At 71.4% G+C, this 21,839-nt stretch carries 21 protein-coding genes; 7 read left to right on the forward strand and 14 right to left on the reverse strand.

Annotated features, from left to right (window positions below; genetic code table 11):
* Positions 1 to 32 precede the first annotated feature (32 nt).
* On the forward strand, positions 33 to 1,595 hold the full coding sequence (locus ABD691_RS15435) for an N-acyl-D-amino-acid deacylase family protein (protein WP_344680371.1): 1,563 nt from the start codon (positions 33 to 35) through the stop codon (positions 1,593 to 1,595).
* A 236-nt stretch (positions 1,596 to 1,831) separates the two neighbouring features.
* On the opposite strand, the gene ABD691_RS15440 is transcribed toward ABD691_RS15435, so the two are convergent.
* Positions 1,832 to 3,103, reverse strand: coding sequence for an MFS transporter (locus tag ABD691_RS15440; protein WP_344680372.1), 1,272 nt, complete (start codon positions 3,101 to 3,103; stop codon positions 1,832 to 1,834).
* A gap of 83 nt (positions 3,104 to 3,186) precedes the next feature.
* Here ABD691_RS15440 and ABD691_RS15445 point away from each other — a divergent pair, with 83 nt between their 5' ends.
* A complete protein-coding gene (locus tag ABD691_RS15445; RefSeq protein WP_344680373.1) occupies positions 3,187 to 3,645 on the forward strand; it encodes a winged helix-turn-helix transcriptional regulator in 459 nt (152 codons plus the stop codon).
* 129 nt (positions 3,646 to 3,774) lie between these two features.
* On the opposite strand, the gene ABD691_RS15450 is transcribed toward ABD691_RS15445, so the two are convergent.
* Positions 3,775 to 4,506, reverse strand: coding sequence for a TetR family transcriptional regulator (locus tag ABD691_RS15450; protein ID WP_344680374.1), 732 nt, complete (start codon positions 4,504 to 4,506; stop codon positions 3,775 to 3,777).
* 140 nt (positions 4,507 to 4,646) lie between these two features.
* Between ABD691_RS15450 and ABD691_RS15455 the strand changes: the two genes are divergently transcribed.
* Both ABD691_RS15455 and ABD691_RS15460 read left to right on the forward strand, forming a co-directional pair.
* The gene (locus ABD691_RS15455; RefSeq protein ID WP_344680375.1) at positions 4,647 to 5,804 is read left to right on the forward strand and encodes an acyl-CoA dehydrogenase; all 1,158 of its coding nucleotides are present in this window, start codon (positions 4,647 to 4,649) and stop codon (positions 5,802 to 5,804) included.
* A gap of 119 nt (positions 5,805 to 5,923) precedes the next feature.
* Complete coding sequence (locus ABD691_RS15460; protein WP_344680376.1) at positions 5,924 to 6,337, forward strand: DoxX family protein; 414 nt, start codon at positions 5,924 to 5,926, stop codon at positions 6,335 to 6,337.
* Here the strand turns inward: ABD691_RS15460 and ABD691_RS15465 are convergent.
* A complete protein-coding gene (locus ABD691_RS15465) occupies positions 6,334 to 6,780 on the reverse strand; it encodes a YkvA family protein (protein ID WP_344680377.1) in 447 nt (148 codons plus the stop codon). The two genes, ABD691_RS15460 and ABD691_RS15465, sit on opposite strands and share 4 nt — an antisense overlap.
* A 92-nt stretch (positions 6,781 to 6,872) precedes the next feature.
* On the opposite strand from ABD691_RS15465, the gene murJ reads away from it, so the two are divergent.
* A complete protein-coding gene (gene murJ, locus ABD691_RS15470; RefSeq protein WP_344680378.1) occupies positions 6,873 to 8,501 on the forward strand; it encodes a murein biosynthesis integral membrane protein MurJ in 1,629 nt (542 codons plus the stop codon).
* A 2-nt stretch (positions 8,502 to 8,503) separates the two neighbouring features.
* Here murJ and ABD691_RS15475 read toward each other — a convergent pair whose 3' ends face one another.
* From ABD691_RS15475 to ABD691_RS15510, 8 genes are all read right to left on the reverse strand, one after another.
* A complete protein-coding gene (locus ABD691_RS15475; RefSeq protein WP_344680379.1) occupies positions 8,504 to 9,229 on the reverse strand; it encodes a type 1 glutamine amidotransferase in 726 nt (241 codons plus the stop codon).
* On the reverse strand, positions 9,226 to 10,545 hold the full coding sequence (locus tag ABD691_RS15480; RefSeq protein WP_344680380.1) for a Mur ligase family protein: 1,320 nt from the start codon (positions 10,543 to 10,545) through the stop codon (positions 9,226 to 9,228). Before ABD691_RS15480 ends, ABD691_RS15475 begins: the two co-directional genes overlap by 4 nt.
* Positions 10,546 to 10,566: 21 nt before the next feature.
* On the reverse strand, positions 10,567 to 10,713 hold the full coding sequence (locus ABD691_RS15485; RefSeq protein WP_344680381.1) for a hypothetical protein: 147 nt from the start codon (positions 10,711 to 10,713) through the stop codon (positions 10,567 to 10,569).
* Between the two features lie 448 nt (positions 10,714 to 11,161).
* Positions 11,162 to 11,791: a transglycosylase family protein gene (locus tag ABD691_RS15490; RefSeq protein WP_344680382.1), complete on the reverse strand. Its 630-nt coding sequence runs from the start codon at positions 11,789 to 11,791 to the stop codon at positions 11,162 to 11,164.
* Positions 11,792 to 12,205: 414 nt separating this feature from the next.
* The gene (locus ABD691_RS15495; protein WP_344680383.1) at positions 12,206 to 13,054 is read right to left on the reverse strand and encodes a siderophore-interacting protein; all 849 of its coding nucleotides are present in this window, start codon (positions 13,052 to 13,054) and stop codon (positions 12,206 to 12,208) included.
* Positions 13,055 to 13,375: 321 nt separating this feature from the next.
* A complete protein-coding gene (locus tag ABD691_RS15500) occupies positions 13,376 to 15,667 on the reverse strand; it encodes an FtsX-like permease family protein (RefSeq protein WP_344680384.1) in 2,292 nt (763 codons plus the stop codon).
* The gene (locus ABD691_RS15505; protein ID WP_344680385.1) at positions 15,667 to 16,377 is read right to left on the reverse strand and encodes an ABC transporter ATP-binding protein; all 711 of its coding nucleotides are present in this window, start codon (positions 16,375 to 16,377) and stop codon (positions 15,667 to 15,669) included. Before ABD691_RS15505 ends, ABD691_RS15500 begins: the two co-directional genes overlap by 1 nt.
* The gene (locus ABD691_RS15510) at positions 16,374 to 16,898 is read right to left on the reverse strand and encodes a PadR family transcriptional regulator (protein WP_344680386.1); all 525 of its coding nucleotides are present in this window, start codon (positions 16,896 to 16,898) and stop codon (positions 16,374 to 16,376) included. The genes ABD691_RS15505 and ABD691_RS15510 overlap by 4 nt, the downstream gene beginning before the upstream one ends.
* Positions 16,899 to 17,070: 172 nt before the next feature.
* On the opposite strand from ABD691_RS15510, the gene ABD691_RS15515 reads away from it, so the two are divergent.
* Complete coding sequence (locus ABD691_RS15515) at positions 17,071 to 18,402, forward strand: acyl-CoA dehydrogenase family protein (RefSeq protein ID WP_344680387.1); 1,332 nt, start codon at positions 17,071 to 17,073, stop codon at positions 18,400 to 18,402.
* 101 nt (positions 18,403 to 18,503) lie between these two features.
* Positions 18,504 to 19,712: an acyl-CoA dehydrogenase family protein gene (locus ABD691_RS15520; protein ID WP_344680388.1), complete on the forward strand. Its 1,209-nt coding sequence runs from the start codon at positions 18,504 to 18,506 to the stop codon at positions 19,710 to 19,712.
* Here ABD691_RS15520 and ABD691_RS15525 read toward each other — a convergent pair.
* The 3 genes from ABD691_RS15525 to ABD691_RS15535 form a co-directional block, all read right to left on the reverse strand.
* Positions 19,709 to 19,894, reverse strand: coding sequence for a hypothetical protein (locus ABD691_RS15525; RefSeq protein WP_344680389.1), 186 nt, complete (start codon positions 19,892 to 19,894; stop codon positions 19,709 to 19,711). The two genes, ABD691_RS15520 and ABD691_RS15525, sit on opposite strands and share 4 nt — an antisense overlap.
* Before the next feature lie 214 nt (positions 19,895 to 20,108).
* Positions 20,109 to 20,981, reverse strand: a complete 873-nt coding sequence (gene nrfD / locus ABD691_RS15530) for an NrfD/PsrC family molybdoenzyme membrane anchor subunit (RefSeq protein ID WP_344680390.1) — start codon at positions 20,979 to 20,981, stop codon at positions 20,109 to 20,111.
* Positions 20,978 to 21,838 carry a 4Fe-4S dicluster domain-containing protein gene (locus ABD691_RS15535; protein WP_344680391.1) on the reverse strand — a complete coding sequence of 287 codons (861 nt, stop codon included), beginning with the start codon at positions 21,836 to 21,838 and terminating at the stop codon, positions 20,978 to 20,980. The genes nrfD and ABD691_RS15535 overlap by 4 nt, the downstream gene beginning before the upstream one ends.
* Position 21,839 lies beyond the last annotated feature (1 nt).

Consider the following 21,839-nt stretch of genomic DNA (forward strand, 5'->3'; position numbering starts at 1 on the left):
ACCGCGACAGCGGCGCGGAAGGAGGCCCGAGCGTGAATGCATCCCTGACCGACACCGTACTGCTCACCGGAGCCCTGCTCGCCGACGGAACCGGCGCCCCCCTGCGGCCCGCCGACGTCCTCGTCGAGAGAGGACGCATTACCGCCGTCGAAGCCCCCGGCGCCCTACCCCGCACCACCCCCGAACGCGACCTCACCGGACTCGTCCTCGCACCCGGGTTCATCGACGTCCACTCCCACGCCGACAACGCACCGCTGCTCACCGACCACGACACCACCAAGATCCACCAAGGCGTCACCACCGAAGTCGTCGGCAACTGCGGCTTCAGCCTCGCCCCCGCGAGCCCCGCCCACACCGGCACGCTGGCCGCCTTCCTCCAGCGGATCTTCCCCCCGCTCGACATCGGCTGGTCCGGCTTCCACGACCTGTTCGCCCGCACCGACAGCGCAGGCCACGTCACCAACCAGTGCCCGCTCGTCGGCCACGGCACCCTCCGCATCGCCGCGATGGGCATGACCGACGCCGCACCCGACGACCAGGCCATGAACGCCATGCGCACCGCGCTCGAAGAAGGCATGACCGCGGGCGCCTTCGGCCTCTCCAGCGGGCTGATCTACCCACCCGCCGTCTTCTCCACCACCGGCGAACTCACCCGCCTCGCCCAGGTCCTCGGCGGCGACGGCCTCTACGCGACCCACATGCGCGACGAAGGCGCCCACCTGCTCGACGCCATCGACGAAGCCCTGCACATCGGCGCCACCGCCGGACGCACGCACCTCTCGCACCTCAAAGCCGCGGGCCCCGAGAACTGGGGCAAGGTCCGCCCGGCGCTCACCAGGATCGAGCAGGCCCGGGAAGCGGGCCACACCGTCGCCCAGGACGTCTACCCGTACACGGCGTCGTCCACGATGCTCACCGCGACCCTGCCCGACCGCTTCCTCGCCGACGAGGCCGACGTCATCCTCGACCGCCTCACCACCGCGGAAGGCAGAGCCGAACTCGCCGACGCCAACCGGGACCGCGACTGGACCAGGATCCTGGTCGCCACCACCGCCAGCCACCGCTTCGAAGGCCGCACGATCGCCGAACTCGCCGCCGAACAGGACATCCCGCCCATCGACGCGCTGATCGGCGTGCTGGTCGGCGAACAGCTGCGCGCGGCCATGATCTCGTTCTCGATGCACGAGGACGACCTCGCCGACGCGCTCGCCGACCAGCACACCATGATCGGCTCCGACGGGCTCCCGCCCGGCACCGGGGGCAAACCGCATCCCAGGCTCTACGGCACGTTCCCCCGCGTGCTCGGCCGGTACTGCCGGGACCGCGGCGTGCTCTCCCTCCCGGAAGCCGTGCGCAGAATGACCTCGCTGCCCGCCCAGTCCTTCCGCATCCCGCAGCGCGGCCTCGTCGCCCCGGGCTACGTCGCCGACCTCGTCGCCTTCGACGCGACCACCGTGACCGACGTCGGCGACTACCACGACCCCGTCCACCAGCCGACCGGAATCCCGTGGGTCGCCCAGGCCGGCCACACCGTCGTCGACCAGGGCGAGTACCTCGGCACCCGCCGAGGCCAACGCCTCACCCCGGCGACCTGACCCCGTTGTCCTGGCGGTCTTTGGTGGTTGGGTTCGAGGTATTTATTTTGATCAACGCTGAAATAATAGATGCAGTAGTAATCAAATCTGACTGAACTCCACCGGGCTCGTCCTCCTCGCGGGGCACCAGAAAATGCGATCTGCCGACCGACGCCGCAATATCGGCGAATACTCCCCGCCCCGAGAGGAGCCGCTGTGGATCGCTCCGACTCACGCCCCGTCGCCCCGCTCCCCCGTCAGCCCGAAGAGGACCAGTGGCAGCAGCTGGAGCCCGTCTCCCCCGGCCCGCGCCGGACCTTCGGCGCCCCGGAGATCGACGACTTCGACGAGAGCCATCTCGTCCGCGGATACGACTGATCCCCGAGCCGGCCGCACGCCCAGACCACGAGCGCGCAGACGGCGAAAACCGCGCCGAGGATGCTCGACCCGGTCCACCCGGCGCCGGCGAACGCCGTGGTCGTCGCGGTCGCGCCGAGCGCGGAGCCGAGCGAGTAGAAGATCATGTAGCCGCCGATGACACTGCTCGTGCGTTGCGGATGGGGCATGGTCAGCAGGTGCTGGTTGCTCACGTGCACGGCTTGCACGGCGAAATCGAGCACGATCACGCCGATGATCACGAGCCACAGCGACCAGGGCGCCTGCCCGATCGCCAGCCATGAGACAGCGAGCAGCGCGAGCGCTCCGCCCGTTACGGCGCTGGTGAACCCCGCATCGGCCCAGCGTCCCGCCCGAGCCGCGCCGAGTGCGCCCGCCAGGCCGGCGACACCGAACAGGCCGATCTCCGCCGTACTCAGGTGCCACGGCTCGGCCGCGAGCGGCAGCGCCAGGCCGCTCCACAGCGTGCCAAAGGAAGCGAACAGGAAGAACGCGATCAGCCCGCGCGTGACGAACAGGCGCTCGCGGAACAATCCGCCCAGCGACGTCAGCACCTGCCGGTATGTGGCGTGCTCCGCGCGCGTGTCGGGCGGCAGTGTCTTTAAGACAAGGAATGCCAGCACTACAAGGAGCACCGCAAGCACGATGTACACGCTGCGCCAGCCCCACATCGCAGCCAGGCCGCCAGCCGCGACGCGCGCTCCGAGGATGCCGACTACGACGCCGGAGGTCACCGCACCGAGGTTGCGGCCGCGCTCCTCTGGCTCGGACAGGGCCGCGGCGTAGGCGACCGTCGTCTGGACGACGACCGCGAACAGGCCCGCGACCACCAGCCCGGCGAACAGCGCCCACGCCTGAGCCGCCGTCGCGGCCAGCCCCGCACCTACCGCGGTCAGCAGGAGGTGCCCCGCCACCAGCTTGCGCCGATCCACCATGTCGCCCAGGGGAACCAGTACGGCCAGCCCGGCCAGATAGCCGAGCTGCCCGGCGGCGACGACCCATCCCAGGTGTGCGTCCGGCATGCCCAGATCGCTCCTGATCTGGGCGAGAACCGGTTGCGCGGCATAAATGCTCGCGACGGCGACCGCGCAGATCGCGGCGAACAACATCCTCCGGCTGACGGGCAACCCCATCCGCCCCCTTCGATTAGTAGCAAATTGCAACTGATCTGACGGTACGGCAGAATGGTTTCAATCAGCAACTCTCAGGGGGTGCGATGACCCAGCCCGCAGTCCGCGCCGAGGACGTGACCTGGACCGACCAGTCCTGCCCGGTGGCGCGGACCCTCGACCTGATCGGGGACCGCTGGAGCCTGCTCATCGTCCGCGACGCCATGGACGGCGCGCGCGCTTTCACCGACTTCCAGCAGCGCACCGGGATCGCCCGCAACATCCTCACCGACCGGCTCCGCCGGCTGGTCGACCGCGGCATCCTCGATCGGCAGACCGCGCCCTCGGGCAGGCGGCAGCTCTACACGCTCACCCCGGCCGGGCGCGACCTGTTCACCGTCGTCGTCGCGCTGCGGCAGTGGGGCGAACGGCACGCCTTCGCCCCCGGCGAGACCCACTCCGTCCTCGTCGACGAGCACGGCGTTCCGCTGCCGCAGCTCCAGCCGACCGACAGGGACGGAAACCCGGCCGAGGTCGGGACAACCTCGGTGCGGAAGACCGACTGACCGCTCTCCTTGCCGGTTTGGCCTCGGCGCCCTAAGCGTTAATTTCAGTCGACACTGAAGCAATAGATGTAATAGAGGTGTGCGGACAGCTCAGGATTCGGGACAGTCCGACACTGAGTGCCGACGGAGTCAGCGCGGCAGCGAGCGCAGGGCGTTCTGCAGCTGGTCCAGCACCGCGTCCGGCGACGCCTTGGTCTTCACGACGCCGACCACCACCTGCTCCTCGCCGCCACCGTCCCATGTGGACGACAGTGCCTCCTGCACCAGCCGCGTGCCCGCGCGCAGGGCCGCCCTGGCGTCGAGCTCTCCCCCGCTCTTGAGCCATTCCCGCAGGACGTGGTTGTGCACGGCGACGATCGCGGCGGCGACCACCGCGGCCCGGAGATCACCGTTGTCCTCTCCGGCGAAGCGGGCGCGCAGGTACCGCGCGAACACCCGCTGGTAGCGGTCGATGCTGGCGATCTCCTTGTCCCGCAAGGAAGGCACCTGCCGGGTCAGGGCGAACCGGCGCAGCGAGACCTCGGGCTCGGTCAGGTACATGTCCAGCACCATCTCGGCGGTGCGGCTGACCACGACCAGCGGCTGCTCGGCGTCGTCGGCCGACTCCAGCAGCTCGACCACCTCGGCCAGCTGCTCGTCGTGCCCGGGGAACACGACGTCCTCCTTGGACCGGAAGTACCGGAAGAAGGTCCGCCTGCCCACCCCGGCGGCGTCGGCGATCTGGTCCACGGTGGTCGCTTCGAAGCCCTGCGCCGCGAACAGGTCCATGGCCGCCAGCGCCAGCGCGCTGCGGACCCGCCGCCTGCCGTGGGGAGTGCGGCCCGCGCGCGGCCTGGGTTCCGAAGTGGCTGCCTGGGACATGCGCGGAATGCTACAGGGCCCGATTGCTCGTGGCACTGAGTGCCGTTACGATGCGGTGGGCAGTGCGCGCCCTCGTCGGCAGCGCCTGGCTTCACATTCATCGAGCCGGCGGAGGACGCCGGGGACGGGAGAGGCGCGCGGTGGACCAGAACTTCGAGACCTACCGGTTGGCCGACGAGCACGACGCCCTGCGCGAGGCGGTGCGCGCGATGGCGGAGAAGGAGATCGCGCCGCACGCCGCCGAGGTCGACGAACAGGAGCGCTACCCCAGCGAGGCGCTCGAAGCGCTGGTCAAGTCCGGTTTCGCGGCGGTGCACGTGCCCGAGGCCTACGGTGGCGAGGGCGCGGACTCGGTGGCGACCTGCATCGTCATCGAGGAGGTCGCGCGGGTGTGCGCCTCCTCCTCGCTGATCCCGGCGGTGAACAAGCTCGGGACCATGCCGATCATCCTGTCCGGTTCCGAGGAGCTCAAGCACAAGGTGCTGTCCTCCCTCGCGGCCGGCGAGGCCACCGCCTCCTACGCGCTCTCGGAGCGCGAGGCCGGCTCGGACGCGGCGTCGATGAAGACCCGGGCCCGGCTCGACGGCGACCACTGGGTGCTCAACGGCAGCAAGTGCTGGATCACCAACGGCGGCGTGTCCAGCTGGTACACCGTGATGGCGGTGACCGACCCGGACAAGGGCGCCAACGGCATCAGCGCCTTCGTCGTGCACGCCGACGACCCCGGTTTCGTCGTGGGCCCCAAGGAGAAGAAGCTCGGCATCAAGGGCTCCCCCACCGTCGAGCTGTACTTCGAGAACTGCACCATCCCGGCCGACCGGATCATCGGCGAGCCCGGCACCGGGTTCAAGACCGCGCTGCGCACCCTCGACCACACCCGCCCGACGATCGGCGCGCAGGCCGTGGGCATCGCCCAGGGCGCGCTCGACGCGGCGCTGGACTACGTCAAGGAGCGCAAGCAGTTCGGCAAGGCGATCTCGGACTTCCAGGGCGTGCAGTTCATGCTCGCCGACATGGCGATGAAGATCGAGGCCGCCCGGCACATGGTCTACATCTCGGCGGCCCGCGCCGAGCGGGGCGAGCCGAACCTGGGCTTCATCTCGGCCGCGGCCAAGTGCTTCGCCTCCGACGTCGCCATGGAGGTCACCACCGACGCCGTGCAGCTGTTCGGCGGCGCGGGCTACACCCGCGACTTCCCGGTCGAGCGGATGATGCGCGACGCCAAGATCACCCAGATCTACGAGGGCACGAACCAGATCCAGCGGATGGTCATGGCCCGCTCGCTGCTCAAGGGCTGACCCCACCGCCCCGCTGAGGCCCTCGCGACCGGCGTCGCGGGGGCCTCAGCCGTTCTGCTGGTCGGCCGTGCGGGGTACGCCCACACTGGTGAGTGGCCATCGACCGGAAGGAGTCGGAGATGGACATCGCTCGTGATCTGTTCGCGTTCGTGGGGCGGCTCGGCATCGGCATCATCTTCGTCGCGCACGGACTGCAGAAGCTCACCACGATGGGGATCAGCGGGGTCGCGCAGGGCTTCGAAACGGCGGGCATCCCGCTACCCGTGATCTCGGCCTGGTACAACGTGCTCGTCGAGCTGATCGGCGGCGTCCTGTTGATCATCGGGCTGGCGTTGCCGCTGGTCGGCGTCCTGCTCGCGATCAACATGGCGGGCGCGCTGGTGTTCGTGCACCTGGCGGGCGGGCTGTTCCTGCCGACCGGGTTCGAGTACGTGCTCGCGCTCGGCGTCGCGGCGCTGGCCATCGGGTTCAACGGCGGGCGCTGGGCCGTCGACAAGCTGATCTTCGGCCGCCGGGCCCCCGCCGGGGTCTAGCCCGCGCGCCGCCTGCCCAGGTAGTTGCCGGACTCGGCGTAGAGGCTGCTCAGCAGCCACGCGCCCACGCCGATGTCGTCGCCGACGCCGATCAGCGGCAGGAACTCCGGCACGAAGTCGATCGGCGACACCAGGTAGACGACCGCCAGCAGCCACAGCAGCGTCTGGTACCGGGGCACCCCCGCGCCGCCCCGCCAGGACTCCGCGATCATCGCCGGAACCGCCCGGATCCGCTGCACCGGACCTCCGGTCGCGCCTTCGCCGGAGCGCCGCAACGGTGCCAGCCGACGCCGCACCCGGGCGACCAGCCCGGCCACGGCGATCCCGATCCCGGCCGCGATGAGCCCGGGTGGCAGCAGCCACCAGCCTCCCGCCGGATCGCCCAGCCCCGCCAGGTAGGCCACGACTCCAGCGGCGACGAGCAGCACCCCGAAAACGATCATCTTCCGACCTCCGAACACCGGTCCGCACAGCCAGGTTCCCACGAGCGGCGGGGGACGTTTCGTGGCACGGTCGTCACCGGCGGTCAGGTGGGATGGGGGCGCACGTGGTCGAACAGGCCGAGGCCCGGGTCCGAGGGCAGTCGCTGGCCAGGGCCAGCGGGACGATGGCGGTGGCGACCGCGGTCAGCCGGGTCAGCGGGCTCGGGGCGAAGATCGCGCTGGTCGCGGTGCTCGGCCTGGGCGTGGTCAACGACTCCTACACGGTGGCCAACACGCTGCCGACCGTCGTCAACGAACTCCTGCTCGGCGGCGTGCTGACCAGCGTCGCTGTTCCGCTGCTGGTGCGCGCGCAGCAGGAAGGCAGGAGACAGGGCGAGTCCTACGCGCAGTGGATGATCACCATGGGCCTGGTGCTGCTGGCCGCGGCCACCGCGCTCGCCGTCGCCGCCGCGCCGCTGCTGACGCAGCTGTACCTGGGCTCGGACACCCGGGCGAACTCCGCCCTGACCACCGCCTTCGCCTACCTCCTGCTGCCGGGGATCGTCTTCTACGGCCTGTCGGCGCTGCTGGCGGCGGTGCTAAACGTCCGGGAGCGGTTCGGCGCCCCGGCCTGGGCTCCGGTGGCCAACAACGTCGTAGTCATCGCGACGGTGGTCGTCTACGCCGTGCTCCCCGGCGAGATCTCGACCGATCCGGTGCGCATGGGCGAGCCGAAGCTGCTGGTCCTGGGCATCGGGACCGCGCTGGGCATCGCCGTGCAGAGCTCGATCATGGTGGTGTCGTTGCGCCGCACCGGGTTCCGGTTCCGCTGGCGGTGGGGCTGGGACCACCGGCTGTCGGAGTTCGGGGAGCTGGCGTTCTGGGTCGTGCTCTACACCGCGGTCAGCCAGGTCGGGATGGTGGTGATCACCCGGGTCACCGGCCAGGGCACCGAGGGCAGCGTCGCGACGTTCAACTACGCCTGGCTGCTGTCGCAGGTCCCCTACGGCGTGCTCGGGGTCTCGCTGCTCACCGCGCTGATGCCGCGGCTCAGCCGGGCAGCGGCGGCCGGGCGTTCCGGGGAGTTCGTCGCGGACCTCTCGCTGGGCGTGCGGACCAGCGCCGTCATGCTGATGCCCGTCAGCGCGCTGATGGTGGTCGCGGGCGGCGCGATCGGGGTGTCGCTGTTCTCCGTCGGCGCCGGTGACGTGGCCGCGGCCGACCGGCTGGGCGTCACGCTCGGCGTGCTCGCCCTGGGGATCGTGCCGTTCGCGGTGACGATGCTCCAGCTGCGGGCGTTCTACGCGATGAAGGACGCCCGCACCCCGACCTGGATCAACGTGATCATGGTCGGGTTCCGCAGCGTCCTGTGCTACGTCTTCCTGCTCACGGTCGGGCCGGACCGGCTCGTGGTCGCCGTCGCGCTGGCGATGTCGCTGAGCTTCGTCGTCGGCGCGGTCGTCGGCCAGATCTGGTTGCACTTCCGGGTCGGGCGGCTCGGATCCCGGCGGACGGCCGGCAGCGTCCTGCGGTCGCTCGCCGCCTCGGCCGCCGGGTGCGGCTGCGCGGTCGCGGCCGTCGCCGGTCTCGACCCGGTGCTCGCGTCGATGGGACCGGTCGCCGGGGCGTGGCTGACCCTGGCGGTGAGCACGGTGATCGTGCCGGTGGTCGGCTTCGGGTTGCTGGCGCTGTTCCGCGCGCCCGAGCTCGCTCCGGCGCTGGAGCGCCTACGCCGCCGTTGAGGTCACTTGCGGACGCGCAGGTTCGGCCGGGTGCGCTCCGCGCGCAGCGCGTCGAGTTCGGGGACCTCGGGAACCGGCGCCAGCCGCTCGCCGACCGCCCACTCCAGCAGCAGATCGGCCAGCACCGGGTTGCGGGCCAGTACCGGACCGTGCAGGTAGGTGCAGACGACCCGGCCGGTGACCGCTCCCTCGGCCGAGTCATGGCCGTTGCCGATGCCCCGCACCACCCGGCCCAGCGGCTTCGAACCGCTGCCGAGCACCGTGCGGCCGAGGTGGTTCTCGAACCCGGTCAGCACTCCCACCTCATCCAGCGTGGAGTGCGTGGTGACTTCGCCGATCGCGCGCCGCTCCCCCGGCGTCGTCACGGCGTCGACGAGCCCGAGGCCGTCGTGCCGCGCGCCGTCTCCGGTCGTGAACGCCGTGCCCAGCACCTGGAGACCGCCGCAGATCCCCAGCACCGGCGCCCCGCGCTGCACCGCGCGCTGCAATCCGTTGCCACGGCTGAGGAATCGCACCGCCGCCTGCTGCGCGACGTCCTCTCCCCCACCGAGCACGTAGAGGTCGCAGGACGCGGGAAGCGGGTCCGAAGAGGACAGCACCGTGACCGTCTCGCAGGGAATTCCCCGCCAGGCCAGCCGCTTCTCCAGCACCAGCACGTTCCCCCGGTCGCCGTAGGTGCCGAGCAGGTCCGGCAGCACCAGCGCGATCCGCAGCGCCTCGGTCGTCATGGCCGCACGCTCCTCGCGAACAGGTCCCGGAACGCCGTGTAGTTGGCGATCACGTCCGGGATCTCGCCGTCCGAGGCCGACACCGCGGCCTCCACGCTGCCCGCGACCTCGCACCGCACGCCCGCGTACCGCAGGCGCACCGCCAGGTCGAGCGCGCGATCGCCGGTGACTGCCACGGTCCGGCCGCGCAGCGACTCGAAGTCGACGTCCCAGAGCCAGGACACGTCGTAGCCGTCGGCCTCTCGGCTGTTGACCGACAGCACCAGCGGCCGGTCGTGCGCCGAGACCAGGTCGAGCATCTCCAGCCAGCTCGCGGGGTTCTTGGCCAGCAGCAGCCGGACCGGGTGCCCGTCGAGCCGGACCGTGCTGTACCGGCCGCTGGCCTGGCTGACGCGCTCGATCCGCTCCAGCGCGGCCTCGCCGTCGCAGCCCAGCTCCAGCGCCGCCGCCAGCGCGAACGCGGCGTTGATCCGGTTGACGTGGCCGGGCAGGGCGAGGGTCACCGGGTGCAGGGCACCGTCGGGTCCGCGCAGCCCCTCCGCAGTGACGGTCCAGTCCGCCTCCGGGCGGAACAGCCCGCACGCGCACGTCCACGGCAGGTCGCCGTCGCCGAGGCAGGCGCCGCAGCGCGGGCAGTTGACCGCGTCGTCCTTCCAGCGCGCTCCCCCGGACACCCAGGTCACGTGCGGGTGGTCGAAGGCGGCGGAGACGACGTTCGGGTCGTCGCGGTTGGCCACCACGCGGGTGCGCGGGGCCTGCGCGAGCGCGCGCCGGAGGCTGGCCTCGACGGTGCGGATCTCGCCGACCCGGTCGAGCTGGTCGCGGCTGAGGTTGAGCAGCACCGCCACCGCGGGCTCGATCCGCTCGGTGACCTGCGCCAGGTGCAGCTCGTCGACCTCCAGCGCCGCGAACGGTGCGTCGAGCCCGGTCATCAGTGCCGCGACGTGGCCGTCGAGCATGTTCGCGCCGGTCGCGTTGCTGACCGCCGGGGCCTGCGACCGCAGCGCCTCGGCGACCATCTGCGTGGTCGTGGTCTTGCCGTTGGTGCCGGTGATCATGACGATCCGCCTGCCGACCGCGAGCCGTTGCAGCGCCCGGGGCTGCAACGCCAGCGCCAGCCGGCCACCGATCATGCCGCCGCTGCCCGCGCCCAGCCGCCGGGACAGCGCCGCGGCCAGCCTGCCCGCGTCGACCGCCAGCGCCGTGCGCGGATCGTGCCGGTGCAGCCGCGCCGGGCGCGGCGGGCCGACCTGCCAACGCTGGCCGCCCTGGGTTCGCGCACCGGAACGGTGCCTGCCGTGCGTGGTCTCGGTCATCCAGCCCTCCCCGTTGGCGGATCAACCGTCGGTGCGGCGGGTGACCAGCACCGCCACCTCGCCCGCGATCTGGTCCCGCGCGCACCGCCCGGCCCACAGTGTGGCGCTGACCGGCGAAGACGGCGCGGCCAGCGGCACGAAATCGAGCCGACACGCTGACTGCCACACCTTCGAATGTCATTTCCCGGCTTTCGGGTATCTCGCGATCGACGGAATGTGGTCGCAAATACCCCGATAACCCGCCGCATTCGTATCGAGACGGTGCGTTGATCGCAGCTCATGGCGATGAGGTCAGGCGGAGCCGGAGAGCGACCTCACAGCAGGGAGCACCCTTTCGGGTTCAAAGAATCAGTACGCACGGCGATCACGGCCGGACTGACTAGGCTCAGGGGTAATCCCGACTGGCTTTCACGTCCGAGGGAGGCACCGTGACCGAAGCACTCGTACTGCTGATGATGTCGGGCATCGCCGCGGTGGGCGTCGGCTGGACGGTGTGGGACATCCGCAGCGACCTCCGCAGGCAGCGCATCGAGTAGGGCCGCCAACGACAAGGAACCCCGCCGGAGAGAGGCTGGCGGGGTTCCTTGCGGCGCCCGGTCGCTGCGGACCGGACGAGTCAGCGGAGGTCGAGCTGCTGGCCCGGGAAGATCAGGTTCGGGTTCGGCACGACGTCGGCGTTGTTCTGGTGGATCGACTGCCAGCTCACGCCGAACTTGGCACCGATCGAGCCCAGGGTGTCGCCCGCCTGGACCGTGTACTTTCCGGCGGTCGCACCGCTGTCGACCTTCGGCGTGACCTTCTTGGTCTCGGTCTTGCGGGTCTGGGTCTTGGTCGTCTGGGTCTTCGACGAACCCGAGACGTCCTGGTGCTGCAGACCGCCGCGGGTCAGACCGGCCTTCTTCGAGCACACCGGCCACGCGCCCGGGCCCTGCGCCTGCAGGACTCGCTCGGCGACGGCGATCTGCTGCTCGCGGCTCGCGTCCGCGGCGTTGGAGGCGTACGAGGTGCCGCCGTAGGCGGCCCAGGTCGAGGCGCTGAACTGCAGGCCGCCGTAGTAGCCGTTGCCGGTGTTGATGTGCCAGTTACCGGTGCTCTCGCACTGCGCGACGGCGTCCCAAGTGGACTCCGGAGCGGCGTTGGCGGGCATCGCCACGGCGAACGGGGCGGCGACCACGGCGCCGGTCAGGGCGACGCGGGCGACCTTGCGGCCGGTGGAGGTGCGGTGCTTGCCTCGGTAGCGAGCCATGTTGATCTCCAGCCCCGCCTCCAGGGCCGCGCGGTCGCGGGTCCACGGACGCGCGGGCCGCGACCCGCGCGCCTCCGCGACCGGCGGTGGCGTCCTGTCCCTGCCCGGTACCTGTTCTTCGGGGACGGGATGCCCGCGGGGCAGGGTGCGGCGCTGCGGGCATCCGGTTTTCGCTCGTCGGTTCGGGGCCGACCGGCGACACGCTACGTAGCGAAGTCACGAGCACAAAACCATGAACAGGTGGCCATCGTCATAGAAACACGACGAAGATCCGCGCGATGCCGGAGTTTCCGCAGCTCAGCTCTTGATCAACAACGGCCGGACCTGGCCGGGACTGATCACCCTCGGTGAGATGTGAGCCACGATCTCACTCGGACGTGTAATACGCTCCGCAACCGGCCGAATTCGATCAGTTCATCCGGCGGCCGGCCGGGAACCCTCGGATTCGCCGTTGCGCCAGTAGCCCATGAACGTCACCGACTCCCGGTCGAAGTCGCGCTCGGAGATCAGGTGCCTGCGGATGGTGGTGACCATCGCGCGCTCCCCCGCCACCCAGCAGTACGACTCGCTCGACAGCCGCGCCGCCCGGATGGCGTCGGTCATCAGCACCCCCGGCCGCTCGCAACCGCTGCGGGCGAGCCAGTGGACCTCGGCGTCGGCATCGGTCTCCAGCACCTGCTCGTCGCTGGGATCCGGGATCTCGACGTAGACGTCGGCGGCCACCCCGGCGGGCAGGGTCTCCAGGATGCTGCCGATCGCGGGCAGGGCGGTCTCGTCACCGACGATCAGCGTCCGGTCGCCCAGCGCGTCCATCCGGTATTCCACGCCCCCGAACCGCGCGCCGTGCGCGTGCTCGGCGTCGGGCGCGTAGACGGCGAGCCGGTCGCCCACGCGGGCGGTGCGGGCGAAGGAGGTTCCCGGCCCGGCGTCGCCGTGCAGGACGAAGTCGATGTCGAACTCGCAGCTCTCCGGCCGGTGCGCGCGGACGGTGTAGCTGCGGAAGTGCGGCCGGCTCTCGTTCGGCAGCTCCCGCAGCCGCTGGTACGGGCGGTCGCCCTCGGGCAGTTCGAGCTCCTGGCCCGGCAGCGGCAGGATCAGCTTGACCCGCTGGTCCAGCCCGCCGCAGGCCATCCCCGCCAGTTCCGGACCGCCGAAGGTGATCCGGGTCAGGTTCCCGCCCACTCTTCGCACGCCGCGCACCTCGGTCCGGAAGAGCCGGAAGGCCGCGGCGGCGGCCTGGCGCAGCGGGGTCGGGATGCTCATGCACAGCTCCGGATCAGCGGTGTCAGGTGGTTCTCGGTCCAGCGCCGGGACTCACCCGGACCAACACAGCTGAGGCTATCCTAAGTTGACCATGACGCAAGTGATCCACTCGATCGAGTGGCCCGCGTCACACCGGACCCGAACACCTGAGTTCGCTGCTGCCCTGAAGCTGACACGACCGCACCGGCGCCCACTTGACCGCTACTTCGAAGCCGATTCACCCCTTGCCGCTGAGCCGATTCCCCCGGTTACCACCGACAGCATTGATTTCACTCGACACTGAAGCAATAGTGACTATTGCCCCAGTGTCGAGCCGCTCCCCTACTCCGTGCGCAGCCCCTCCGGATGCATCATCCGGCCCAGCATGGGCAACGTCAGCCCGGTCACGACCAGCACCGACGCCAGCGCGATGCCGATCAGCGCCAGCAGGCCGACCGGGTCGAAGACGACCGTCGTCCGCGAGGTCAGCAACGCCACCAGCACACCCATGACCAGCCCGACCACCGTGGCCACCACGATCGCCGCGAGCATCGGCAGCAGGTTCTGCAGCAGCACCGACCAGCCCAGCGTCGACCGCCGGAGTCCGACCGCCGCCAGCACCGCCGTCGGCCTGCGCCGCTGCTGGATCTGCTCGGCCGCCGAGACGAACAGGCTGCACGCGATGAGCGCGAAGGTGACCATCGCTCCGAGCAGCAGCCCGTACCGGATCATCTCGAAGAGCTCGTCGTCGCCCTGGTTCTGGCCCGGGGTCGAGACCGAGGCGTCGACGAGCCGTTCGGCCGCGATGTTGCGGATGTGCTCGATCGAGTCGGCCGGGGCCGCGGGATCGAGCGGGAACTCGAACCAGCTGGTCCGCATCGCCTGCGGGATTCCTTCGGCCGCCCGCGGCGTCAGCAGCAGGGAGGCGCTGCCGCGTGCGCCGTCGGCGGTACCGGGACTGATCAGCCGCAGCGACGCGGGCGCCGTCCAGGCCGGACCGGGCCCGTACTCCGGCAACCGGGTGTCCTGGACCGTGCCCTGCTCCCCAGGGCGAACGGGCGGGTAGGGCATGCCCACCGCGCGCTCGTCGCGCGCGAACGCGTCACCGTCCTGGCAGCTCATGGCCCCGAGGTGGGATGCCAGGACGGCGCAGTCGGCGATCACCACGGACCGGTACACGTCGGCCCCCGTCTCCAGCGTCGCCATCTGGCGCACGCCGACCGGGCCGACGCCCGGTACGGACGCCAGCGACCCGGCCGCCTCCTCCGGCGTCCCGTTCCGGAGATCCCCCATGACCGACGCGAGGCGGTCCGGCCGGACGTCCCGGCTGTTCTCGGCCTCGATCGTTCCCGTCACGGTCTGCAGGCTGATCACACCGGTGAGCACGACCGCCACGGCGGCCACCGAGCGGGCCGCGGTGCCGGTGTTGAGCTGGATGCTGCGCACGGCCAGCTGCCCGGCCAGCGAACCGGCGCGCAGCCGCGACACCACGCGCTCGACCACCCACGGCAGCAGGATCGGAACCCCGATCAGCACCAGCACCACGGACACGACGAAGACGACCTCACCGTCGAGCGGGCCCGCACCACCCGAACCGAGCAGACCGATCAGGCCGACGGCCAGCGGCACGCAGCGGAGGAGCAGCCTGCGGGGCCGGGCGGCCGTCCGCCGCACCACGCTCAGCGGCGAGACGATTGTGTTGCGCATCGCCGCGATCGCCGTGACCACGGCGACGACCGGCACCCCCGCCGTCACGGCCAGCGCGTACCACCACACGGGGTAGACGTCGGACGGGTAGACGGCGAATCCCGCCACCTGGACAGACCCGACCAGCAACCTCCCCACGCCGAACAGCACCCAGCCGAGCACCACGCCCGCCAGGGCTCCGGCCAGCGCCTCACCGGACGCGATCCGCCGCACCTGCCTGGCCCCGGCTCCGACCAGCCGGAGCGCGGCGAGCCGCCGCTCCCGGGCGGCCTCGGCCAGCCTCGCGGTCGCAGCGACGAACACGACCACCGGCACCAGCAGCGCGCTCACCCCCAGCGCCAGCACGAACCACGGCTGCCCGCCCAGCGCCTTGTCCGGCTGCGAGCCCTCGCCGAAGTGGTGGTGCACGGCCAGGACCGACGACCCAATCAGCCCGTCGGCCCCTGCCACGTAGTAGAGCTCGTTCTGGGACGTGAGTCCTTCCGGGCCGATGGTGCCGACGATCTCGCCCGGCACCCGGGGCTTGAGCAACTCTCCCTCTGGGCTGCCCAGCAGGTCCGCCAACGCCGGCGAGACCACCACCTCCCCCGGCGCCGGATTCCGTTGCACCCCAGGGGGAACCGGCGCGTCGGCGCGTTGCGGATCGACCCGGACGCCCGACACCGGCTCGCCGCGGAAGAACGTCGAGTCCGACTGGACCAGCACCGCTGCACCCGCGAGCTGCGAGCCGGTCGCGTAGTTCGGCTGGCGCGCTTCGGTCCGCAGGTCCCGAGCCGCGTACATGTTCTGCACGGACGAGGCCAGCAGCAGCACGGCCACGCCGAGACCGATCCCGACCGCGGTGAGCACGAGCCTGCCCCACGGCGTGCCCCCGCCGCCGACGGCGAGCCGCAGGCCGAAGGCCAGGTCCCGGATCCAGTTGCGCATCACACCAGCTCCCCGGACTTCGTCCGGCCGTCGCGGATCACGACCTCCCGGTCGGCGTAGGCGGCGACCCGCGCCTCGTGGGTCACCAGCACGACCGCCGACCCGGCCTCCCGCGCGGCTTCGGACAGCAGCTTCATCACGTGCTCACCGCCCGCGGAGTCCAGCGCGCCGGTCGGCTCGTCGGCGAAGAGCACCGACGGGTCGCCCACCAGCGCGCGGGCCAGCGCCGCCCGCTGGCCCTGACCGCCGGAGATCTGCCCCGGCCGCTGCTCGGCGAGCTCGGAGATCTCCAACCGCTCCATCCACTCCCTGGCCTTCTCGTCGGCCCGGCGGCGGCCGACCCCGGACAGCCGCAGCGGGACGGCCACGTTCTCCCGCACGGTCAGCTCCGGAACCAGCTGGCCGAACTGGAAGACGAACCCGAACTCCCCGCGCCGCAGCGCGCTGCGCTCCTCGTCCGAGGCCGCCGAGATGACGCGCCTGCGGTAGCGCACCTCGCCGGACTCGGGCACCAGGATTCCTGCCAGGCAGTGCAGCAGCGTGGACTTGCCCGACCCCGACGAGCCGATCACCGCGACCATCTCGCCCGGCGCCACCGACAGGCCCGCTCCGCGCAGCGCCGGGGTCGAACCGAACGACAGGGCAAGGTCGCGTGCTTCGAGCAGCGGTTCGGTTCCCGCGGGCGGGTCGGTGCTGCGGTCAGCGGTCATGGGCGAACCTCCTTGGTGAGTTGGCCGAGCCGGGACACCGCGAGTTCGAGCCAGCGCAGATCGGCGTCCAGGTGGAACAGGGCGTAGTCGTGGACGAGCTGGTCGGCTGGCGCCGACTCCGTCTTGCGGCGGGTGAGCTCCCGCATCCGCCGCAGGTGCGCGGCGCGCTGCGCGTCGAGCACCTCGGTGGCGTCCCGGCCGGACTGCACCGCCAGGATCACCTTGGTGTAGAGGGTGTTGTGCAGGTCTGCGACCGGTTTCTCCGGCGTGGCCAGCCACTGCTCGACCTTGCGCACGCCGGCCTCGGTGATCGCGTACCGCTTGCGCTCGGGCCCCTCCCCGGCCTCGACGCCCTCGACGGCGACGAGCCCGTCCCGGAGCAGCCGGGACAGCGTCGAGTAGACCTGCCCGTACGCGAGCGCCCTGCTGTGCCCGAAGCGCTCGTCGTGGGCGCGTTTGAGGTCGTACCCGTGGCGTGGGCCGCTTTCCAGCAGACCCAGCAAGGTGTGACCGATGGACATGCGCGCCACTGTACACACGGTCTATACACTCGATGAATACATCCGGTGAATAGCCTCCTGGCCAGCGGTTTCGACGCCGTCGTGAACTGATCGGATCCAGGTGTTGCGAATTACCTACTCGCGAGTAGCATTACTTCGAAGTAAGTACTGTTCGAGGCCCGGAGGACGCCGAATGAGCGGGAAGAACCTGAGCGAACGCCGCTCGGGACGTGACGCGATCGGGTACGCGCTGGCGGCGCTGAACCGCTTCGCCGGCAATCCCATCGTTGACAGGCTCGGGCTGCGCAAGCCCGCCGAGCGGGTGATGTACGAGACCACCAAGGCGGGGTTCCGCACGCTCGGTGCCGCGGGCCGCTCGTTCCAGGCGGTGCAGCGCTACGGCAAGCCCGCCCGGCTGCCCGCCGCGCCGAAGCAGGACCTGTTCGACCTCACCCCCACCGACGAGCAGCAGATGATCCAGGAGACGGTGCGGGAGTTCGCGGCCGAGCGGCTGCGCCCGGCCGCCGCCGACGCCGACGCCAAGTGCGCGCCGCCGGACGGCCTGCTGCGGCAGGCCAGCGAACTGGGTGTGACGCTGGTCGGCATCCCCGACGAGGCCGGCGGGATCGGCAGCGAGCGGTCCGCGGTGACCGGGGTGCTGGTGGCCGAGGCGATGGCGCACGGCGACATGGGGCTCGCGGTGTCGTGCCTGGCCCCGTCCGCGGTGAGCACCGCGCTCGTCGCGTGGGGCGACGAGGAGCAGCAGTCCCGCTACCTGCCCGCCTTCACCGGCGACGACGCCCCGGCCGCGGCGCTGTCGCTGCTGGAGCCGCGCCCGCTGTTCGACCCGTTCGAGCTGCGAACCCGCGCTCGCCGTTCCGGCGGCGGGTTCGTGCTCGACGGCCTCAAGTCGATGGTGCCCCGCGCGGCCGAGGCCGAGCTGTTCGTGATCGCCGCCGAACTCGACGGCAGGCCGCGGCTGTTCCTGGTGGAGTCCGACACCGCGGGGCTGAGCATCGAGGCCGAGCCCGCGATGGGGCTGCGCGGCGCGAGCATGGGCCGGGTGGTGCTCGAAGGCGTGCAGCTGCCGCCGACCGCGCTGCTGGGCGAGGCGGAGTCCTATGTGGAGTGCGTGCGCTCGGCGCGGATCGCGTGGTGCGCGCTGGCGGTCGGCACGGCGCAGGCGGTGCTGGACTACGTGATCCCCTACGTCAACGAGCGGGTCGCGTTCGGCGAGCCGGTCAGCCACCGCCAGGGCGTGGCGTTCCGGGTCGCCGACATCGGCACCGAGCTGGAGGGCATGCGGCTGGCCACCTACCGCGCGGCCAGCCGGGCCGAGCAGGGGCGGTCGCACGCGCGGGAGACCGCGCTGGCGCACCGGCTGTGCGTGGACAAGGGCATGGCCATCGGCAGCGACGGCGTGCAGCTGCTCGGCGGGCACGGGTTCGTCAAGGAACACCCCGTCGAACGCTGGTACCGCGACCTCCGCGCCATCGGTGTCGCCGAGGGGACTGTGCTGGTCTGACGCCCCAGATGGGGCGTCAGATGCGCTTCGCGCCATCCGCCGCCAGGCGGATCCTCTCCCCTTCCTCCCCCACCCCCACAGCCACAGCCCGAGGAGCTGTCTTGATCAACCTGGAAGTGCCGAAGAAGTTCGCCGCGCTGGTGAACCAGGCACGGCAGTCCGCGGCCGAGGTCTTCCGGCCGAACTCCCGCAAGTACGACCACGCCGAGCACAGCTACCCGCAGGAGCTGGACCTGCTCGCCGCCCTCCTCGACGGCCTCAACGACGCCGGGCAGGGCGCCTCCGGCGGCGCGGGCGGGGTGCGCCGCAGCAAGGACACCGGAGGCGGTGTCCGCAACGGCGGCAACATGTCCACCGCTCTCGGCACGATCGAGCTGTGCTGGGGCGATGTCGGCCTGCTGCTGTCATTACCCCGCCAGGGCCTGGGCAACGCCGCGATCGCCTCGGTGGCCAACGACGAGCAGCTCAAGCGGTTCGCGGGCAAGTGGGCCGCGATGGCGATCACCGAGCCCGACTGCGGTTCGGACTCGGCGGCGATCCGCACCACCGCCGAACTCGACGGCGACCACTACGTGCTCAACGGCACCAAGATCTTCGTGACCTCGGGCGAGCGCGCCGACGCCGTCGTCGTGTGGGCCACGCTGGACCGGTCGAAGGGGCGCGGGGCGATCAAGTCCTTCGTCGTGGAGAAGGGAACCCCCGGCTTCGAACTGGTGCGGCTGGAGCACAAGCTGGGCATCCGGGCCTCCGACACCGCCGAGTTCCGGCTGGAGAACGTCCGCGTTCCCAGGGAGAACCTGCTGGGCAGCCCGGAGATCAACACCGAGCAGGGCTTCGCCGGGGTCATGCAGACCTTCGACAACACCCGGCCGCTGGTCGCCGCGATGGCCGTCGGCGTGGCCAAGGCCGCGCTGGAGGAGGCCCGCGAACTGCTCGTCGAGTCCGGGATCGAGCCGGACTACGACCGGCCGCCGCACCGCCAGCCCGCCGCAGCGGCGACGTTCCTCGGGCTGGAGGCCGACTGGGAGGCCGCGTACCTGCTGACGCTGCAGGCCGCGTGGATGGCCGACAACAGCAAGCCGAACTCGCTGCAGGCGTCCATGGCGAAGGCAAAGGCGGGCCGCACCGGGACCGACGTGGCGCTGCGCTGCGTCGAGCTGTGCGGCACCCTCGGCTACTCCGAGCACAGCCTGCTGGAGAAGTGGGCCCGCGACGCCAAGATCCTCGACATCTTCGAGGGCACGCAGCAGATCCAGCAGCTGGTCATCGCCCGGCGGCTGCTGGGCAAGTCCTCGAAGGAACTGCGCTAGCTGGCCGCGCGGCCCGGGTCCTCCCCCGGGCCGCGCCGGTCCTCCAGCTCGTCGTCGGTCGGGTCCCCGGACTCGGTTTCCCGGTGGCCTCGGTCCTTCGGCAGGTCGGTTCCGCTGAAACCGCGGAGGAATTCGAGCGCCGCCTCCGGATCTCGCAGCAGGTCGCCGCGCTTGTCCAGCACTGGTCCGCGCTGTGGTCGACGCGCCCGTGCACGTCCGAGGCGAGCGACGATGCTCAGCCAGGTCAACGCCCCTGCACCCAACGCCGTCAGCACGACGCCGACGACCAGCAGCAGAGCTCTCAGGATCTCCGCCAGCCACGGCAGGGACCGGCGCCGGAAGAAGACCGCGTGACTGTACGTGCAGCCACCCCACGCCGTAAAAGAGCGGCCCCGATCAGACCCGCTCCCGCTGCGGGACGACGGTGTACCGGGGATCACGAGCGGATTCCTTGCCAGCGTGGAAGATTCCGTACCGCGTCAGCGCCGCCGCGGCGGTGAGGCACAGCCCGGACGCGGCCGTGATCGTGCGGCTGCGCCCGGCCAGCAGCGCCCCGGCCGCCCCGGCCCACGTCAATCCCTTGGCAACCTTGAGAATCCGCCCCGGCCTCCCCTGCCGGTACACCTCGCCGACGAGTTCGTCGCGCCCGTGCATCCGCTGCTCCGCGGCCAGCTCCAGCGCCGCCCCGGCCGCCGCCATCCGGCGCGCGGGACCGGATTCGGCGCGCGGTGTCGTCAGCATCCCGATCGCGCCCGCGCTCGACACGGCGCTACCGGCGAAGACGAACGGGAGCTCCCGGTACATCCCGTGCCAGGCCGGAACCGCGGTGTCGGCGAGCAGCACGGCCGTGTAGGTCGTCATCGCGGGCGCGAGGACACCGGCCGCGGACGCGCTCAGCCGCCCCAGCGGCGTCAGCATGCCGGTCAGCTCGCTGGCCGCGCCGGCCCCGGCCAGCGCCGAGAACGGTGCGAGGATCCAGGAACCCACGCTGAGCGGGGACGTCGGTTTGAACACGCGCAGCATGTTCAGGAACCGCGCCGGCCGCCCGAGGTCGTGGATCAGCGTGCCCACGCTCGCCGTCGCCCCAGCCGCTGCCGCGATCCGCCCGTTTCGCGCCAGCAGCGGGCGGCCGGTGCGGTCCGCGAGCAACGCCATCACCGAGGACGCCCCGGCCATACCGCCGAGGTAGAGGTACGCGGGCACGTCCGGCGACTTCCACGTGGGCTCCTTGAGCACGGGTTTGCCGTAGTACGAGCGGAAATCCGTCACCGCTTCCTCCCCGCGAAGCACCCGGCGATCACCGCCGCGGCCGTCGCGGCGGCGACCGCGGCGTGCCGCCACATCGACGGGAGGTCCCTGGTCGTGACGACCGGATCCGGTGGCAGCCCGTAGACCTCGGGTTCGTCCAGCAGCAGGAAGAACGCGCCGTCACCACCCACCCCGTCCTCGGGGTCGTGACCGTAGAGCCGGGCATCGGTGACGCCCTGGCCGTGCAGCTCCTCGACGCGCGCCGCCGCGCGCTCTCGGAGCTCGTCGAGCGGCCCGTACTGGATCGACTCGGTCGGGCAGGCCGTGGCGCAGGCGGGCATCAGCCCGGCGCCGAGCCGGTCGTAGCACATCGTGCACTTGAACGCGCCGCCGTTGTCCGGACGGATGTCGATCACTCCGTACGGGCACGCGGGAACGCAGTATCCGCACCCGTTGCACACGTCGTCCTGCACGAGGACGGTTCCGTACTCGGTGCGCATCAGCGCCCCCGTGGGGCAGACGTCGAGGCACGCGGCATGCGTGCAGTGCTTGCACACGTCCGAGGACATCAGCCAGCGCACCGAGTCGTCCGGCGGCCCCGTCCCGGGCATCCCGAGATCCACAGTGGACTGTTCGATGAAGGCGACGTGCCGCCAGGTGCTCGCGCCGAGCGCACCGGTGTTGTCGTAGGACATCCCGGTGAGGTCGAGTCCGTCCTCGGGCAGCAGGTTCCACTCCTTGCACGCGACCTCGCACGCCTTGCACCCGATGCACACGCTGGTGTCGGTGAAGAACCCGACCCGCTCGGGGTGGTCGTCCGGGTAGCCCGCGTCCCCGGACGGGTCCGCGAGCGGCCCGCTGAGCCGGTTGCCGGTCACG

It is taken from the genome of Saccharopolyspora taberi (genome assembly GCF_039534165.1).
In the GTDB taxonomy this organism is placed as follows: Bacteria; Actinomycetota; Actinomycetes; order Mycobacteriales; family Pseudonocardiaceae; genus Saccharopolyspora_D; species Saccharopolyspora_D taberi.

Bases quoted from the DNA above. Each gene is read 5' to 3' on its own strand.
- ABD691_RS15440 (WP_344680372.1), bottom strand. From the start codon at position 3,103: ATGGGGTTGCCCGTCAGCCGGAGGATGTTGTTCGCCGCGATCTGCGCG.
- ABD691_RS15450 (WP_344680374.1), bottom strand. From the start codon at position 4,506: ATGTCCCAGGCAGCCACTTCGGAACCCAGGCCGCGCGCGGGCCGCACT.
- ABD691_RS15460 (WP_344680376.1), top strand. From the start codon at position 5,924: ATGGACATCGCTCGTGATCTGTTCGCGTTCGTGGGGCGGCTCGGCATC.
- ABD691_RS15495 (WP_344680383.1), bottom strand. From the start codon at position 13,054: ATGAGCATCCCGACCCCGCTGCGCCAGGCCGCCGCCGCGGCCTTCCGG.
- ABD691_RS15505 (WP_344680385.1), bottom strand. From the start codon at position 16,377: ATGACCGCTGACCGCAGCACCGACCCGCCCGCGGGAACCGAACCGCTG.
- ABD691_RS15475 (WP_344680379.1), bottom strand. From the start codon at position 9,229: ATGACGACCGAGGCGCTGCGGATCGCGCTGGTGCTGCCGGACCTGCTC.
- ABD691_RS15510 (WP_344680386.1), bottom strand. From the start codon at position 16,898: ATGTCCATCGGTCACACCTTGCTGGGTCTGCTGGAAAGCGGCCCACGC.
- ABD691_RS15445 (WP_344680373.1), top strand. From the start codon at position 3,187: ATGACCCAGCCCGCAGTCCGCGCCGAGGACGTGACCTGGACCGACCAG.
- ABD691_RS15465 (WP_344680377.1), bottom strand. From the start codon at position 6,780: ATGATCGTTTTCGGGGTGCTGCTCGTCGCCGCTGGAGTCGTGGCCTAC.
- ABD691_RS15490 (WP_344680382.1), bottom strand. From the start codon at position 11,791: ATGGCTCGCTACCGAGGCAAGCACCGCACCTCCACCGGCCGCAAGGTC.
- ABD691_RS15515 (WP_344680387.1), top strand. From the start codon at position 17,071: ATGAGCGGGAAGAACCTGAGCGAACGCCGCTCGGGACGTGACGCGATC.
- ABD691_RS15500 (WP_344680384.1), bottom strand. From the start codon at position 15,667: ATGCGCAACTGGATCCGGGACCTGGCCTTCGGCCTGCGGCTCGCCGTC.
- murJ (WP_344680378.1), top strand. From the start codon at position 6,873: ATGGGGGCGCACGTGGTCGAACAGGCCGAGGCCCGGGTCCGAGGGCAG.
- ABD691_RS15480 (WP_344680380.1), bottom strand. From the start codon at position 10,545: ATGACCGAGACCACGCACGGCAGGCACCGTTCCGGTGCGCGAACCCAG.